This is a genomic window from Antarctobacter sp. (genome assembly GCF_034670325.1).
Classification (GTDB): domain Bacteria; phylum Pseudomonadota; class Alphaproteobacteria; order Rhodobacterales; family Rhodobacteraceae; genus Antarctobacter.
Map to the genome: position 1 here is coordinate 1 of NZ_JAXMNR010000018.1, position 14657 is coordinate 14657.

Annotated in this window: 13 protein-coding genes; 5 read left to right on the top strand and 8 right to left on the bottom strand. The window is 58.9% G+C overall.

Annotated elements, in window-relative coordinates; genetic code table 11:
• The 5 genes from VOI21_RS24125 to VOI21_RS24145 all read left to right on the top strand — a co-directional run.
• Positions 1–684, top strand: a 684-nt coding sequence (locus tag VOI21_RS24125) for a nitrilase-related carbon-nitrogen hydrolase (RefSeq protein WP_323772528.1), incomplete at its 5' end; no start/stop codon positions are given.
• A complete protein-coding gene (locus VOI21_RS24130) occupies positions 681–1361 on the top strand; it encodes an isochorismatase family cysteine hydrolase (RefSeq protein ID WP_323772529.1) in 681 nt (226 codons plus the stop codon). The genes VOI21_RS24125 and VOI21_RS24130, both read left to right, overlap by 4 nt.
• A 29-nt stretch (positions 1362–1390) precedes the next feature.
• Positions 1391–2893, top strand: coding sequence for an ABC transporter ATP-binding protein (locus tag VOI21_RS24135; RefSeq protein WP_323772530.1), 1503 nt, complete (start codon positions 1391–1393; stop codon positions 2891–2893).
• Positions 2890–3555, top strand: a complete 666-nt coding sequence (locus VOI21_RS24140) for an isochorismatase family cysteine hydrolase (protein WP_323772531.1) — start codon at positions 2890–2892, stop codon at positions 3553–3555. Before VOI21_RS24135 ends, VOI21_RS24140 begins: the two co-directional genes overlap by 4 nt.
• On the top strand, positions 3548–3895 hold the full coding sequence (locus VOI21_RS24145) for a cupin domain-containing protein (protein WP_323772532.1): 348 nt from the start codon (positions 3548–3550) through the stop codon (positions 3893–3895). The genes VOI21_RS24140 and VOI21_RS24145 overlap by 8 nt, the downstream gene beginning before the upstream one ends.
• Before the next feature lie 176 nt (positions 3896–4071).
• On the opposite strand, the gene VOI21_RS24150 is transcribed toward VOI21_RS24145, so the two are convergent.
• The 8 genes from VOI21_RS24150 to VOI21_RS24185 form a co-directional block, all read right to left on the bottom strand.
• The gene (locus VOI21_RS24150; RefSeq protein WP_323772533.1) at positions 4072–5856 is read right to left on the bottom strand and encodes a TRAP transporter fused permease subunit; all 1785 of its coding nucleotides are present in this window, start codon (positions 5854–5856) and stop codon (positions 4072–4074) included.
• Between the two features lie 63 nt (positions 5857–5919).
• On the bottom strand, positions 5920–6873 hold the full coding sequence (locus VOI21_RS24155; protein WP_323772534.1) for a TAXI family TRAP transporter solute-binding subunit: 954 nt from the start codon (positions 6871–6873) through the stop codon (positions 5920–5922).
• Between the two features lie 311 nt (positions 6874–7184).
• On the bottom strand, positions 7185–7886 hold the full coding sequence (locus VOI21_RS24160) for a FadR/GntR family transcriptional regulator (protein WP_323772535.1): 702 nt from the start codon (positions 7884–7886) through the stop codon (positions 7185–7187).
• Positions 7887–8024: 138 nt separating this feature from the next.
• On the bottom strand, positions 8025–9554 hold the full coding sequence (locus tag VOI21_RS24165; RefSeq protein ID WP_323772537.1) for a tripartite tricarboxylate transporter permease: 1530 nt from the start codon (positions 9552–9554) through the stop codon (positions 8025–8027).
• 3 nt (positions 9555–9557) lie between these two features.
• Positions 9558–10019 carry a tripartite tricarboxylate transporter TctB family protein gene (locus VOI21_RS24170; protein ID WP_323772538.1) on the bottom strand — a complete coding sequence of 154 codons (462 nt, stop codon included), beginning with the start codon at positions 10017–10019 and terminating at the stop codon, positions 9558–9560.
• A gap of 184 nt (positions 10020–10203) precedes the next feature.
• Positions 10204–11169, bottom strand: coding sequence for a tripartite tricarboxylate transporter substrate binding protein (locus VOI21_RS24175; RefSeq protein ID WP_323772539.1), 966 nt, complete (start codon positions 11167–11169; stop codon positions 10204–10206).
• 576 nt (positions 11170–11745) lie between these two features.
• A complete protein-coding gene (locus VOI21_RS24180; RefSeq protein WP_323772540.1) occupies positions 11746–13266 on the bottom strand; it encodes an aldehyde dehydrogenase (NADP(+)) in 1521 nt (506 codons plus the stop codon).
• A 2-nt stretch (positions 13267–13268) separates the two neighbouring features.
• On the bottom strand, positions 13269–13994 hold the full coding sequence (locus VOI21_RS24185; RefSeq protein ID WP_323772541.1) for a ribonuclease activity regulator RraA: 726 nt from the start codon (positions 13992–13994) through the stop codon (positions 13269–13271).
• Between the last annotated feature and the right edge of the window lie 663 nt (positions 13995–14657).

The window sequence follows — 14657 nt, forward strand, 5'->3', positions numbered from 1 at the left end:
CCCTACAACACCGGGCTGATCATCGACCCGCAGGGTGAGGTCCAGCTGTACTATCGCAAGATGCATCCTTGGGTACCGGTAGAACCGTGGGAGCCAGGCGATGGCGGCATTCCTGTCTGCATCGGCCCCAAAGGTGCCAAGATCGGTCTGATCATCTGTCACGACGGGATGTTCCCCGAAATGTCGCGCGAAGCGGCGTATAAGGGGGCCGAGATCATGATCCGTACCGCGGGATATACCGCCCCGATGCGCGAGGCGTGGCGGTTTACCAACCAATCCAACAGCTTCTGTAACCTGATGATCACCGCGAACGTCTGTATGTGCGGCTCTGACGGCACCTTTGACAGCATGGGTGAGGCGATGATCATCGACCACGAAGGCACGGTCATCGCGCATGGCAAAACCGGACGCGTGGACGAGATCATTACCGCCGAGGTTCGCCCCGATATCGTCCGCGAGGCGCGCATTGGCTGGGGCGTCGAGAATAATCCCTATCAGTTCGGGCACCGCGGATATGTTGCGGTGAAAGGCGGCGCGCAGGATTGCCCTTATACCTATATGACCGATCTGGCGAAGGGGGCGTACCGCCTGCCGTGGGAAGATGAGGTCAAGATCACTGACGGCACAAGCTGTGGCTTCCCGCTGCCCAACCGTAGATTCAACGAGCAGGAGCCGCAGTCGTGACCACCGTTCAAAGCCACCCCTACGCCTGGCCCTATAACGGCGATCTGCACCCCGAGAATACGGCGCTGGTCATTATCGATATGCAGACTGATTTCTGCGGGGTCGGCGGGTATGTCGATCACATGGGCTATGACCTGTCGCTGACCCAGGCACCGATCGCGCCAATCATATCGCTGTTGGCGCACATGCGGGCCAAGGGCTACCACATCATCCACACCCGCGAAGGGCACCGCCCCGATATGGCCGATCTGCCCGCAAACAAGCGCTGGCGCAGCCAGCAGATTGGGGCAGGGATCGGCGACAGCGGTCCCCGCGGCAAGATCCTGATCCGCGGCGAGGCCGGGTGGGACATCATCCCAGAGCTTGCCCCGTTCGAGGGGGAGGCGATCATCGACAAGCCTGGCAAGGGCAGCTTCTATGCGACCGATCTGGAGCTGATCCTGCGCACAAGGCAGATCGAGAATCTGATCCTCACCGGTATCACCACCGATGTCTGTGTTTCCACCACTATGCGAGAAGCGAATGATCGCGGGTTCGAATGTGTTGTCGTGGAGGATTGTTGCGGGGCCACTGACCCTGCGAACCATGCTGCGGCCATCAAGATGGTCACGATGCAGGGCGGCGTCTTTGGGGCCGTGACCACCAGCGCTGATCTGATCGCGGGGCTTCCGGCATGACGGCCCCCACGCGCTCGTCAGGCGATGCCATGAGCGTCGAAGCCGTCGGCATGACCATGCGTTTTGGTGATTTCACAGCGCTCGATGATGTTTCTCTCAAGATACCGGCGGGCAGCTTCCATGTGCTGTTGGGCGAAAACGGTGCCGGAAAATCGACGCTGGTGAAATGCCTCATGGGGTTTAACCGCGCCACAAGCGGCGAGATGATTGTGGATGGCGCTCAGGCGTTCATGACCGATCCGAAGGTTGCGCAATCACTGGGGCTGGGAATGGTTTATCAGCATTTCACCCTAGTCCCCGCGCTTACCGGCGCTGAAAACCTGGTGATCAGTCGGGCCGACACGCCAAGCGTCATCGACTGGGCGCAGGAACGTCAGTCGCTTCAAACTTTCATGGCGACCATGCCATTCAGCGTGCCGCTCGGCCGTCCTGTGAGCCAGCTTTCCGCAGGCGAAAAGCAAAAGCTTGAGATCATCAAACAGCTTTACCTTGGCAACCGGTTTTTGATCTTGGACGAGCCGACGTCGGTGCTGACCCCCACCGAAGCGGATGAGGTTTTGGGCCATATCCGCGCGATGACGGACGCGGGCGCGCTGACTGTGCTCATGATCTCGCATAAATTCCGCGAGGTGACGGCTTTTGCTGATCACGTGACGATCTTGCGCCATGGCAAATATGTCGCCGGCGGAGCTGTTGCCGAGATGGGCGTAGAAGAGATGAGTGCCGCCATGATGGGCAAGGCGCCTGTTCTTAATCCGCGTGTCCGCGTTGATACGGCGCGCAAACCTGTGCTGCACCTACATAACATTCAGGCGCATGACCGCAGCGGGCTGAAGAGTATCAAGATCGACGAGGTGACCCTGCATTCCGGCGAGGTTCTGGGCATCGCGGGCATTTCCGGCAACGGCCAGATGGAGCTGATGGAAATCCTGACAGGCCAGCGCCGCATCCAAGCGGGCAAGATACTGGCCAATGGAACCCCCTACACCGCCACACGGGCAGAGGCACGGCAGCACAAAATACGCTACCTGCCCGAAGAACCCCTGCGCAACGCTTGCGCCCCCAAGATGAGCGTCGCCGATAACCTAGCGTTCAAGATGTTCGACGTCGGCCGCAATGGCCGGCCCGCGTTCTGGTGCAATCGCAAAGACATGGCGCGCAATGCGGATCAGCTGATTGCCGAGTTCAACGTCAAGACAATCTCACCTGACGCACGTATCGCCTCGCTTTCCGGCGGGAACGTGCAACGCGCTGTTCTGGGGCGCGAGTTGACCGGCGAAGTGAATGCGTTGATCATCTCCAACCCCTGTTTCGGGCTGGATTTCGGCGCCGTTTCCGCCATCCGCGACCGCATCATCGAAGCACGCAACAACGGCACGGCAGTACTACTGATCAGCGAGGATCTTGACGAGATCATGGAGCTTTCTGACCGGATCCTGGTCATGTCAGAAGGGCGCATTGCCTTTGAGACCTCCGCCGCCTCGGCAGATCTCACCGAGATCGGGCAGCATATGGCAGGGCATGCCACATGATGCAGATCCCCGCCCGACCTTTCGACTTTCCGCTCGCCCGTGATCGGGTTGCGCTGATTATCATCGACATGCAGCGCGATTTTATCGAACCAGGTGGCTTTGGTGCAAGCCTTGGCAATGATGTCCGCCCGCTGCAGGCAATCGTGCCCACGGTTGCGCGGCTGCTGGCGGGCTTTCGCACCGCAGGCCTGCCGATCTTCCACACCCGCGAAGCACACCGCCCCGATCTGTCCGATTGCCCGCCCGCCAAACGTCTGCGCGGTGCGCCCGCGCTACGCATTGGGGACGCGGGCCCTATGGGCCGTGTGTTGATCGCGGGCGAGCTCAGTTGCGAGATCATCCCCGAGCTTACCCCGCTGCCCGACGAGACGGTGATCGACAAACCCGGAAAAGGTGCCTTCTACGCCACAGATTTCGGCGACGAGCTTGCCGCACGAGGGATCACCCAACTTGTATGCGCAGGTGTCACGACCGAGGTTTGCGTTCAAACCACCATGCGCGAGGCCAATGACCGCGGGTTTGAGTGCCTCTTGGCCACTGATGCCACCGAGAGCTATTTTCCAACCTTCAAGGCCGCTGCTATCGAAATGATCGTCGCCCAAGGGGGCATTGTCGGCTGGGCAACCGATACGGATACAATTCTAGGAGCGATCAATGGCTGAGGGTATTTCCACACCACGCGTGTTTAGGGGCCTAGTGCCCGATGGCTGGCAAAACATGACGTTCGAGCCCTTTCGCGAAGGCGTCGAGATTTGCCATCTCACCCGCGGCGGCCCAGACGTCGCCCTGCTTCGCTACGCCCCGGGGGCCTCCGTCCCCCGCCACCGGCATCAAGGGTTGGAGATGATCATCGTCTTGTCCGGAAGCCAAAGCGATGAAAACGGGCGGTATATGACCGGAGATGTAGTGCTGAATCCTGAAGGAAGTGAACATGAGGTCTGGTCAGAGGATGGATGTACCGTCCTGATCCAGTGGGAACGGCCGGTGGCGTTTGTCGGGTGAGCGACAAACCTTATCTGAATCGCCTTGCTGATCGCGAAACTGCTCTTTTAGAGAGGTTGTCAGGGCAACGTTCCTGAGCTGTAGTAGTCTCACTCATTCGAACGAGTTTGGACTGCAATTTAGGGTGTATCTGTCTGATGCAGAATCATTTCTTGTAAGGCCAGCAAGAAAAGTGGTCAAAGCCAGAGTCCCGAGAATACAACCATCAGCCCGGCCGCGCAGAGCGCGATCGTCGGTATGGGTCGGCGCGCTCCGATCAGACCGGACGAGAGTAACGTCAGACCCAAGGCCACGCGCGCCGCCGCCAAGAGAGCCGCCAGTGGAGCCTCCGAGAGCCGCAGCATGTCTGGATTGGCGACCATACCCAACGGAATGATATAAAGCCCAATGCCAAGTGCCATTGCTGTCAGCGCGACCTTCAACCAGTTCTCGCCGATCATCCCCGCTGCAATGAACACCGCCCCGCAGACGGGGGGCGTGATCGTCGACAAGAGCGCGAACCAGAAGACAAACAGATGTGCCTGAAGCGGTGAGAGACCCAGCTCAATAAGCGCAGGTCCGGCGACCGAGACACAGATCACATAGGCCGCTGTGGTCGGCACCTCCATCCCCAGGATCAGGCAGGCCAGCGCTGTCAGAAGCAGGGATGGCCACAAAAGGCCGGCTGACCCTTCAAGAATGAGCGAGGTGATTTTCACGCCAAGCCCGGTGATCGACAGCACGCCGATGATGATGGACGCGCAAAGGATGATCGACGCGATCAGTGACACCTGCCGAGCGGCGTTCAGAACGGCGTTTGCCAATCGGTCCGCGATTTGGCGCGGAAGGAAGGTTAGCTGCGCATTGAAAAACAATAAGACCGTCGCTGCCAAGATTGCCATAGCTGCGGAATATTCAGGCGTGAACTGCGCATTGAACATCCCCCAAAGAAGGACGGAGAAAGGCACGAGAAAAAATAGCGACGTGATCACCACGTCCCGTAGAGCAGGGCGATCCGCCTCGGCAATGCTCTTGAGCGCAAACCGCCGGGCATAGGCGTTGATGCCCACCCAGACTGCGACGAAATACAGCAGCGCCGGCAGGGCTGCGGCAGCCATAATGCCGGTGTAGGGCACGCCCGTAAGCTCGACCATGACAAAGGCACCAGCACCCATCAGGGGTGGCATAATCTGCCCGCCGGAGGAGGCCACGGCCTCGACTGCGGCGGCAAGGCGTTTAGGATAGCCAAGCTTCGTCATCGCGGGCAGGGTGATCGCGCCGGTGGAGGCGACATTCGCCGAGGCAGAGCCCGAGATGGAGCCGAACAGGGCTGACGACAAAACCGAAACCTTGGCGGCACCGCCCTTTAGCCGACCCGCTGCTGCTGCCGCAACGTTCATGAACCCCTGACCCGCTTCACCAGCGTTCAGGACCGCGCCAAAGATCACAAAGATCGCCACGACCGACACCGAAACCCCGGTCAGCGTGCCCCAGATGCCGCCCTCGGCAATGGTCAGCGTCCCGAAAAAACTTTCAACCGGCGTGCCGGAATGTCCGAACTCACCCGGAATATACTGTCCAAACAACCCGTAGAGCAGGGCGAGTGCCGCCACCAGCGGCAACGGCCAGCCGATCACGCGCCGGGCCGTTTCGAGCACCACCAAGAGCAGCGTCACCGCGACCGCGAGCTGAAAGTCGCTTTCAATGAAGCCATATTGGTCCCCGAGCACATCGCTGTTGAATGCTACCCAAAGTGCGGCGGCAACGCCGAGCGCCGCAGGGATACTGCCCGTGATCCGCCGCAGGGTCGTGTCCGCATCAAAGACCAGGGCAAAGGGCAGGATAAACGCCATATGAAGCGGCCTGCTGATAAGGTTCGGCACCAGACCCGAGAATACCAGAACCAAGTGATAGGCGACCAGCGCGACTGCGAGCAGGATCCAGAAACTCGCCGCCATTCGGCTCTTGGGAAGGTTTGTCATGTGGGGGAGGTCCGGCTTTGCGTTGGGGCAGGGCGGCGCGGTTAACCCGCGCCGCGCCGCATGTTATTGCGACGCTGTTGTCGCGATCCCGGCTTCTTCGTAATAGCGCAGCGCGCCGGGGTGAAGCTCGGTCGTGATGTTGCCCATCAACTCGGGCGTGACATTAGCCCACCAAGGCGAGGTGTCGGCCATGTTTGCCTTGTTTTCCCAATAGGTCTTGGTCAACTGATAGGCCGTCTCATCATCCATCTTAGTGGTGGTGAAAGCGGCAACGGGCAGGGACGTCGTGGTCACATTCTGCTCTTGGCCCGCATAGGTCCCCGCAGGAATGACAATCCGCGTGCGTTTGGATTGAGTGATCTGCTCATCGGTCAAAGAGATCACGGTGACAGGGGTCGACGCTGCGGCCTCGACAACATTGGGTGCCGGGAAAGAGCCCGCAGTGACAAAGCCATCGATCTGCCCATTCTTCAGCGCAGCCACGGCGTTGCTCAACTCAGCATCAGCAATCTCTACGCTGTCCGACAACCCGAACATTTCCAGATACTTCGCCCCTTCAGTCGCGCCGAAAGACCCTTTACCCAGCAAGATGCTTTTGCCCTCGAGATCAGCCATCGACGTGGCTTCACTGTCCTGAGACATCACGACATGCATGGTCAGTGAGGGGATCGGGAAGAGGGCGCGAATTTCAGCAAAGGCCGGGGCAGTCTTGCCTTCAAACATCGCCTTGCCGTCTTGGGCCAGCCCAACAAGCGACGGCGGGGTGGTAAAGATATAGTCGGCTCCGCGCGCACGCACTTCCATGACGTTTTGAACTGAGCCTTGGCTCTCTTCTACCGTGACTGAAATGTCTCCGCCGCTGCCCGCCTTCATGGCTTCCGCAAACTCCACGCCCATTTGATAGTAAGATGAGCCCGATTTGGCGGACTTATACGTCACGCGGGTCTCTGCGCCGGCCGCGCTGCCCAAAAGCCCCACGGCGAATGCCGCGCAGATGGTTTGTCTCAATGCATGCATGGTTTTTCCTCCCTCAAACCCAAAGGCGAACTCTACTCCCACTTATATAGGCGCGGGAATGCCTCCGTGGGACTTAGTGGCAGCAAGCTGTCGGATTGTCGAGAATGCGGTTTCGCTGTTTGGTCAGCCGAGAAGGACGGAAACCGGACATTCGCTGCGCTAAGGATAGAGGTCAGCAGAATGAAAGCGTTGCCGTTCTACCCATCGCAAACCAACTGCTTCAAACATAGAGTCGTTTCAAAGTCATTTCGCCGGATTTTCCCAAAAAGCCTTATTTACCTTCTGCCCAATTTAGGACAGGCGCATGCGGGTCAGTCCTCTTGCGTGTCTACGAACATTCGGTCCTTCGCAGCGGTGATGTGATGGCGCATCGTGGCCTGTGCCACTTCAGGTTGATTTAGCCGGATCGCATTAAGCACTGCGCGGTGCTCTGCCAAGACAAGCTCTTGCCTGACGGGGGTGTCGAGAAGTGTCAGCGAGCGCGACAGCTTAACGCCATAGGCAATTTGCTCACTCAGGGACTCCAGCACTGACGAAAAAAACGGGTTCTTGGCTGCGCGGGCGATTGCCAAATGCAGGCTTTGATCAGCGTCGACGCCAAGGGCGTTTTGCTGATAGCTCTGCTCCATCGCTTGATACGCCGCGTCCATTGCGGCCAAATCTTCGTCATCGCGCCGCCGCGCTGCCCACGCGGCTGCCGCGCCCTCTACATCAATGCGAAACTCATAGCACCGTTGAACATCCGAGACTGATTCAAGTGGCACAAAACTGATCAACTCGCGATCGGGACGGCGCAGTACGTAGCTTCCCGATCCCCGGCGCGACTGTACGATGCCATCGTCGCGCAAGCGCGACAGAGCTCCGCGCACCACGGGTCGCGAGACACCGAAGTTCTCGGCCAGCACCTCTTCGGTCGGCAGTCGACTGTTTACCGGATACTCTTCTTCAAGGATCTTGGTCAGGAGCTGATCATATACTTGATCTGCCAGTGAGGGTCGCCTTGTTTCTGACACCTTGATCTCCTTGCTTAATACCGGGCGTGCGGTGTGTTCTTTTATAACCCGCGTTTGAGTAAAAGACAGGGGTGGCGCGCGCGCGACTGCAATATGACTGACCGCCCCTGTCGAAAGGGACGGTCAAAGGCCGAGTTCCTATTTAGCAGCGCCGACGGCTGGGGCCTTTGTCGGTTTTCGGATCACCAAGAAGTAGAAGAAAACCAGCGTGAGCACGACAAAGAATAGGCTATCGGGATTGGTAAAGAAGGTCGTGGGGTCGCCGTTCGACAGCGCTAGAGAGCGGCGCAGGAACTCCTCCAGATTCGGCCCGAGAATATAGCCCAACAACATAGTGATCACCGGAAAGCCATTGCGGCGCAGGTAGAAGGCCAAGACCCCCATGGCCAGTGCCATAAACATCTGAAAGGTCGAATAGGTGGAAACATAGCTGCCCACCACGGCAAGAAGCGCGATCACGGCGTAAAGCACATCCTTGCGAACCGTGACGATCTTAATGAAATAGGGCCCGATCAACCACAGCGTCAGTGGGATCAATACTACCGCGCTGAACAGTAGCGCGGCCAGCATCGGGGCAATAAGCCCGGCCTGATCCGCCATGAGCTGTGGCCCGGGCTGGATGCCGTTGATCACTAGAACACCGAGCATGATGGCGGTGATCGGATCGCCGGGAATTCCGAAGGTGAGCATCGGCACCATGGCCCCGCCGCAGACCGCATTGTTGGCGCTTTCGGACGCTGCAATGCCCTTGGGGTTGCCCTTGCCAAAGGTCTCGGGCTCGCTCGAGGTGCGGACGGTTTCGGTATAGGCGAGGAACGATCCCATCGAGCCACCTGCGCCCGGCAGGGTGCCGACGAAATAGCCAATCAGACTGGATTTGACGTAGCAACCAAAGCCGATCTTGCGAATGTCTGACAAGGGGGGCAGGAAGTCCCGGCGGCGGATCTTGACTTTGTCCGCTGCGGCTGCGGCGGCGGCACCGATATCGGCCCGCGTGACTGCTTGGGTCAGCACTTCGGCGATGGCAAAGGTGCCGATGATCACCGGCATCAAGTCGATCCCGGCGGTCAGGCTGGAATAGCCATAGGTGAAGCGGGTGATCGGCTCCATTGCGTCAAGCCCAACCGTAGCGAGCATCAGACCGATGCAAGCAGCAAGCCCTGCCTGCGGAATGCGCCCGCGCTGAGCGATCACCACGACGATGATCGCAAAGGCCAGCAGCGAAAACTTGCCCGTGGTTTTAACCAAAAGCGACAGTTCGGCCACGAAAGGGGCGAGCGCAATCAGCAATAGCGCCCCGATTGCGCCGCCGATCATCGAGCCCAATGCGGCATGGCCAAGTGCCAGCGCGCCTTTGCCCTGCTGTTGCATGGGATAGCCGTCAAGCGCGGTCATCATGGAGGACGGCGCGCCGGGAATGTTGATCGTAGTGGCGGTAATTGACCCACCACACATGCCGGCCATATAGATGCTGGCACAGGCCATCAGCGCGGTCTCAACGCTGAGCGTGTAGGTCAAGGGCAGCAAGAGCGCCATCGCCAGTGTCGCGGTCAAGCCCGGAATGGCGGCAAAGATCGTGCCGATCACGAAGCCGAGGATCACATACGTAAAGTTGACCGGGTCGGCCAGCAGGGAAAAACTGCTGAAAACGAGGAAGATGAAGTCCATGGTTTAACCCCACAGGGTCGGGAGGCGAACCCCGAACAATTGCTGGAACATGACAAAGGCGACCCCGACGATTGCCGCTGATATGATGGCCTTTAGGACCAGTTTCTCGAAGGGCGAAAACAACAGGATCAGCGCAAAGACAAAAAGGCTGGATGAAACGAAGTAGCCCAACGGCTTGAATGCCACGATGTAGAAGAAGATCGCCACCACCACCCAGACATGGGTGTAGCTGCGCTTCTGATCGGCTGGTGCGGTCTCTGGCTCGGCCCGCAGCGCCTGCACGATCAGGAGGCTGCAAAAGACAATCGCTGCTGCGCCCACAAGAATCGGAAAGAAAGCAGGTGTCAGCCCGCCGTCGCTAATCGGCGCGCCTATGTTCAGGGCCGTAACCAGATAACCAATGGACACTGCAAGAGTGACGTACAGAAATACCAATTGCCTATTAATGAGCATCGTCTTCTCCAAGGATGGGTGTGAGGGGTCGCCCGCACAAACCGGCTTTCGGTGCGGTGGGGCGCATTGCCCCGCGTGCCGGTGGCTTCGACTTCGAATGAGGTAAGACAGCGGTTGGCCAGCGGTCACGTCGTATCGCTGGCCGCGCCGGAACCATGTCTCCAACCCGTAGAGCCGGAAACATGGGGGCATGAGGTTACAGGTTCAGTTCGTCCATCAGCGTGAACGTCTTGGTCTGCAATTCGTCGATCCAAGCGACAACTTCATCCGAGCCCAACCAATCGGCGGTCACCCCAATTTGCGCCAGCCAGTCTTTGAACTCGGGACTCTCGTAGGCAGCCTTGAAGGTGGCCTCCAAGGTTTCGACCGCCTCATCGGGGGTGTTGGCCGGAGCCGCGAGCACGATGAAGCTGCCGGTTTGCAGGTCGTGGCCTTTGGATTTCAAGGTCGGCACATCGGTGTAGGTGGCGTTCTGCACCGAAGTTAGCTCCACCACGCCCTTGGCATCGCCCGAGGCCAGGATGCCGCTGAAGTCGCCAAGGCTCGAAATGGCCGCATCCAACTCCCCCGAAAGCAGCGCTTCGGCTTCGGCGCTGGACGAGCCCGCATAGGTGATGACGTTGAAATCCACGTCTAGCAGTTTTTCCAGCTGCATTGCCGAGAGATACGGACCAGAGCCCTTGGGGGCCACGCCGACCCGCACTTGGCCAGGGTTTTCCTTGGCGCGGGAGATCAGGTCCTCGTAGCTTTCGATGCCCGAATGCTTGGAGACGACAATGGCGTCGGCCTCAGAGGTGATGCGGGCGATCGGCTTCATTTTGTCCAGCGAATAGCCCGGCACCATCTCGCCGCGGGGCAGGGTGATGATGCTGTCATAGGTTAGCACGCCGACCGTGTGTCCATCAGGGCGCGCGTTGGTCATCTGGATCAGCCCGGTGGCGGTGACTGCGCCGGCGATGTTTTCCACATAGATGGATTTGGGCAAGTCCTGCTCGGCGATGTTGCTGATCTTGCGCGAGATCGCGTCAGCGCCGCCCCCAGCAGGCCATGGCACGATCAGACGAATATCACGGGCCGGGAACTCCGCCGCCGCGACGGTTGTACCCAGAACTGCTGCGCCAAGCGCAATACCAAATGTGGCTTTCAAGCTTTTGTAAAACATAGATCTGTTCCTCCTCTACAGATGTCGTCGGCCAGACGGAGTCTGGCGTCATGCGTGCGCCGACTGGTCCGGAAAAGCTGCGCTTTGCCGGCTCGGCATTCTGACTGTTGGTCAGCATTGTCGTTGGTGGGCTGCGCCATGGGGCCGGATAGATCGGCGATCGCATGGCTACCGGTTCTGGTGGCGGTGCAGGCACGACGTGCACCAGTCCCGTCTTTGTTTTGCGCTCGGAAACACGAAAGCTGTGCCTCCGATACGGTCGATGCGATCCTCCCCTTTCGCCTTGGCCTATTGCTTCACCGGGTGGCTGCCCATGGGGGCGTGGCCGTTGAAGCTTCAGTCACATTATGCAGTGATATTTTACAAAACAACACAAATATGCCCGATAAACCGTCTTAATTCACCTATCTATGTGCAATATTTGTTCATAATAAATACACATCCCGCTAAATTCATCCATAAATGGTCGTAAAGCTCTATTCAGACGGCGGGTTCCACATAAGGTGTAAAGTCACTCCCCAAGTTCGGATCAGCCCGCCGACATAGGGACGGCGGGCTGTCTGTGCGCCTACTTTGTCAATCTGCCCGAAGATCGGCAGGCAGCAGCGCCTCCGGCAAGTTTTGGTAACAGACAGGACGCAGGAACCGCCGAATCGACAGGGTGCCGACAGATGTCGCGCCAAAGTTGGTCGAGGCCGGATAAGGTCCACCATGGACCATCGTGTCCGCCACTTCGACGCCGGTGGGGAAGCCATTGGCAAGCACCCGTCCGGCCATCTGCTCAAGCACAGGCAGAAGCGTGCGCGCCAGATCGATGTCACCGTCGTCCATTTGCAGCGTCGTCGTCAGCTGACCTTTGAAACTGGCGGCCACCGCCTGCATCTGCTCGGCGTCCTTGACCCGGATCACCAGACCCAGCGGGCCAAACACCTCTTCCGCCAGCTCTTCGTTGGTCATCCAATCTTCGGCCGAAACATCGAACAGATAGGGCGCAGCGGATCGGCCCTCGCAGGTACTGGTCAGCAGCGATTTCACGCCAGCCCCTTCGGACACGCGTCGCGCGCCGTCACGGTAAGCATCGGCCATGCCATCGGTCAGCATGGTTTGGGCGGCCACAGCTTTCAGACCTTCGCTGGCAGCGTTCACGAAGGCATCCGCCTCTGGCCCGTCTACCACGATCGCGATGCCGGGATTGGTGCAGAATTGGCCCGCGCCCATGGTTAGGCTCGCGGCCCAGCCGGTGCCCAGGTCGGTGCCCCGCGCGGCTGCGGCCTTCGGCAGTACGAACATCGGATTGACACTGCCCAACTCGCCAAAGAACGGGATCGGCTCGGGGCGTTTGGCGCAAAGGTCAAAAAGCGCGCGCCCGCCGCCAAGGCTGCCGGTAAAGCCAACGGCCTTGATCCGAGGATCGGTCACAAGCGTCTCACCCACCGCGCGACTGCCGCCTTGCACGAAGCTGAAGATGCCGCCGTCCATGCCAAGTTTGGCCAGCGCTGCAACGATGGCATCGCCGACAATCTCGCCGGTACCGGGGTGCGCGCCATGGCCTTTGACCACGACTGGACAGCCCGCTGCCAGCGCCGCAGCGGTGTCGCCACCAGCGGTGGAGAAAGCGAGAGGGAAGTTCGAAGCGCCAAACACGGCAACCGGGCCGATGGGGCGTTGCATCATCCGCAGATCAGGGCGCGGCAGCGGCTGGCGATCCGGCAGGGCGGAGTCGTGGCGGCGGTCGAGGTAGGCACCATCCCGAATATGAGTTGCGAACAAACGCAGCTGATCAGTGGTGCGGCCGCGCTCGCCCTCAAGCCGCGCATCGGGCAGGCCGGTTTCAGCGGTGCCGATCTCTGTGATCTGAGCGCCACGGGCGTCGATCTCATCGGCGATGGTTTCCAGCAGCACGGCCCGCTCTTCGCGTGAGGTGGCTGCGAATTCAGGGAAGGCAGCATGTGCGGCAGCACAGGCCTCTGCGACCAGCTCGGGCGAACCGGCCGAGTATTCGAAGGCCGCGCCGCTGGCCGGTGCGGAGGAGAATTTGGCTTCAGCGCTCACGCGCTTGCCAGCAATCAGATGGTCGCCATGTGGTGTGAATGTCATATTTATCGTCCTGCCTTTTTACGCCACGCGTTGAATTTCACGATGCTATCGTCGTCGGTACCGGGGTAGAGGCCGATGATCCCCGCGCCATCATTGACCTGCTCGAGAACAAAATCCTCATAGGCTTCCATTTCGCTACATTCGTCCGCGATTTCATCTGCGAGATGCGCCGGGATAACCATGACACCGTCGCCATCACCCAGCATCACATCGCCAGGAAAGACTGCTGCATCACCGCAAGAGATCGGAACATTGATATCGATCGCCTCGTGCAGGGTCAGGTTCGTAGGGGCGGAGGGCCGCGCGAAATAGGCGGGCATATCTAGCGCGCCAATGCCAGCCGCGTCGCGGACGCCGCCATCGGATACCACACCTGCAACACCGCGGTGCTGCAGCCTTGTAATAAGGATCGAACCGGCTGTTGCAGCGCGGCAATCCTTACGCGCGTCCATCACCAGCACATGCCCCTCGGGGCAAGTCTCTACGGCGACACGCTGTTTGTGGTCACGATTGCGGAATACGGTGATTGGGTTGCGATCCTCGCGTGCCGGAATATAGCGCAAGGTAAAAGCTTGACCGACCATGGTAACCGGCTTGCGTTCGACCGGCGTAACGCCCTGCACGAACTGATTACGCAGCCCGCGTTTGTACAGCGCAGTGGCCACAGAGGCTGTGGAGACTTTGCGGAGTTTGTCGCGCGTCTCCTCGGAGAGAATATACTCTTTCATTAGTTTTTCCTATGGTCTGGCGTTTCGTAGCCCCCGGATTAGCAGGCAAGGCAAATACCTCCTCAAGCTCGTCGCAGCAGTAACGCTTTTCGCCCCGCACTTTCCGATGATATTGAGCCCACTCTTCCAAGAGCCTAGATTTAACAGCTATATCGATAGATCAAATGAGTCAATATTTGTAATGCATTTAAGTTTTTACTTACGACAAATTAGAGTTTTGCTGATATTTACGTTACTAATAATTACAATCCCTCACCCCGCAGAGTTCCCTGAGGCCCACTGGGTCACTTCTGCATGAGATTTAAAAGCAACGATTCATGTCTCACAACTTCGCCAGACTTCACAGCACCCACAACGGGCAAACCTCTTACGAAGCGCTCAGAAGCAAGCTACAGTACCCAGAAAGTGTCCTGCGGGACCGTCCAAGTTACATCTAACCTATATTTTACATAATCCTAATTATCAGTTCACGTATCACACACTGGCGCACGCTACCCTCAAGTGCGACTCTTGTTATAAAACAGTAGTTTATCTAATGAGAGGAATCGGTATGGGAGCCGTTTACGACCAACTGAGTATCACAGAACGACGCAAGATTGAACGCTGGAGACACGCAAAGGTCCCTGTCGATGAGATGGCACGCGTTCTGAAACGCTGCAGGTC

Bases quoted from the DNA above. Each gene is read 5' to 3' on its own strand.
- VOI21_RS24180 (WP_323772540.1), bottom strand. From the start codon at position 13,266: ATGACATTCACACCACATGGCGACCATCTGATTGCTGGCAAGCGCGTG.
- VOI21_RS24150 (WP_323772533.1), bottom strand. From the start codon at position 5,856: ATGACAAACCTTCCCAAGAGCCGAATGGCGGCGAGTTTCTGGATCCTG.
- VOI21_RS24140 (WP_323772531.1), top strand. From the start codon at position 2,890: ATGATGCAGATCCCCGCCCGACCTTTCGACTTTCCGCTCGCCCGTGAT.
- VOI21_RS24185 (WP_323772541.1), bottom strand. From the start codon at position 13,994: ATGAAAGAGTATATTCTCTCCGAGGAGACGCGCGACAAACTCCGCAAA.
- VOI21_RS24165 (WP_323772537.1), bottom strand. From the start codon at position 9,554: ATGGACTTCATCTTCCTCGTTTTCAGCAGTTTTTCCCTGCTGGCCGAC.
- VOI21_RS24135 (WP_323772530.1), top strand. From the start codon at position 1,391: ATGAGCGTCGAAGCCGTCGGCATGACCATGCGTTTTGGTGATTTCACA.
- VOI21_RS24145 (WP_323772532.1), top strand. From the start codon at position 3,548: ATGGCTGAGGGTATTTCCACACCACGCGTGTTTAGGGGCCTAGTGCCC.
- VOI21_RS24155 (WP_323772534.1), bottom strand. From the start codon at position 6,873: ATGCATGCATTGAGACAAACCATCTGCGCGGCATTCGCCGTGGGGCTT.
- VOI21_RS24175 (WP_323772539.1), bottom strand. From the start codon at position 11,169: ATGTTTTACAAAAGCTTGAAAGCCACATTTGGTATTGCGCTTGGCGCA.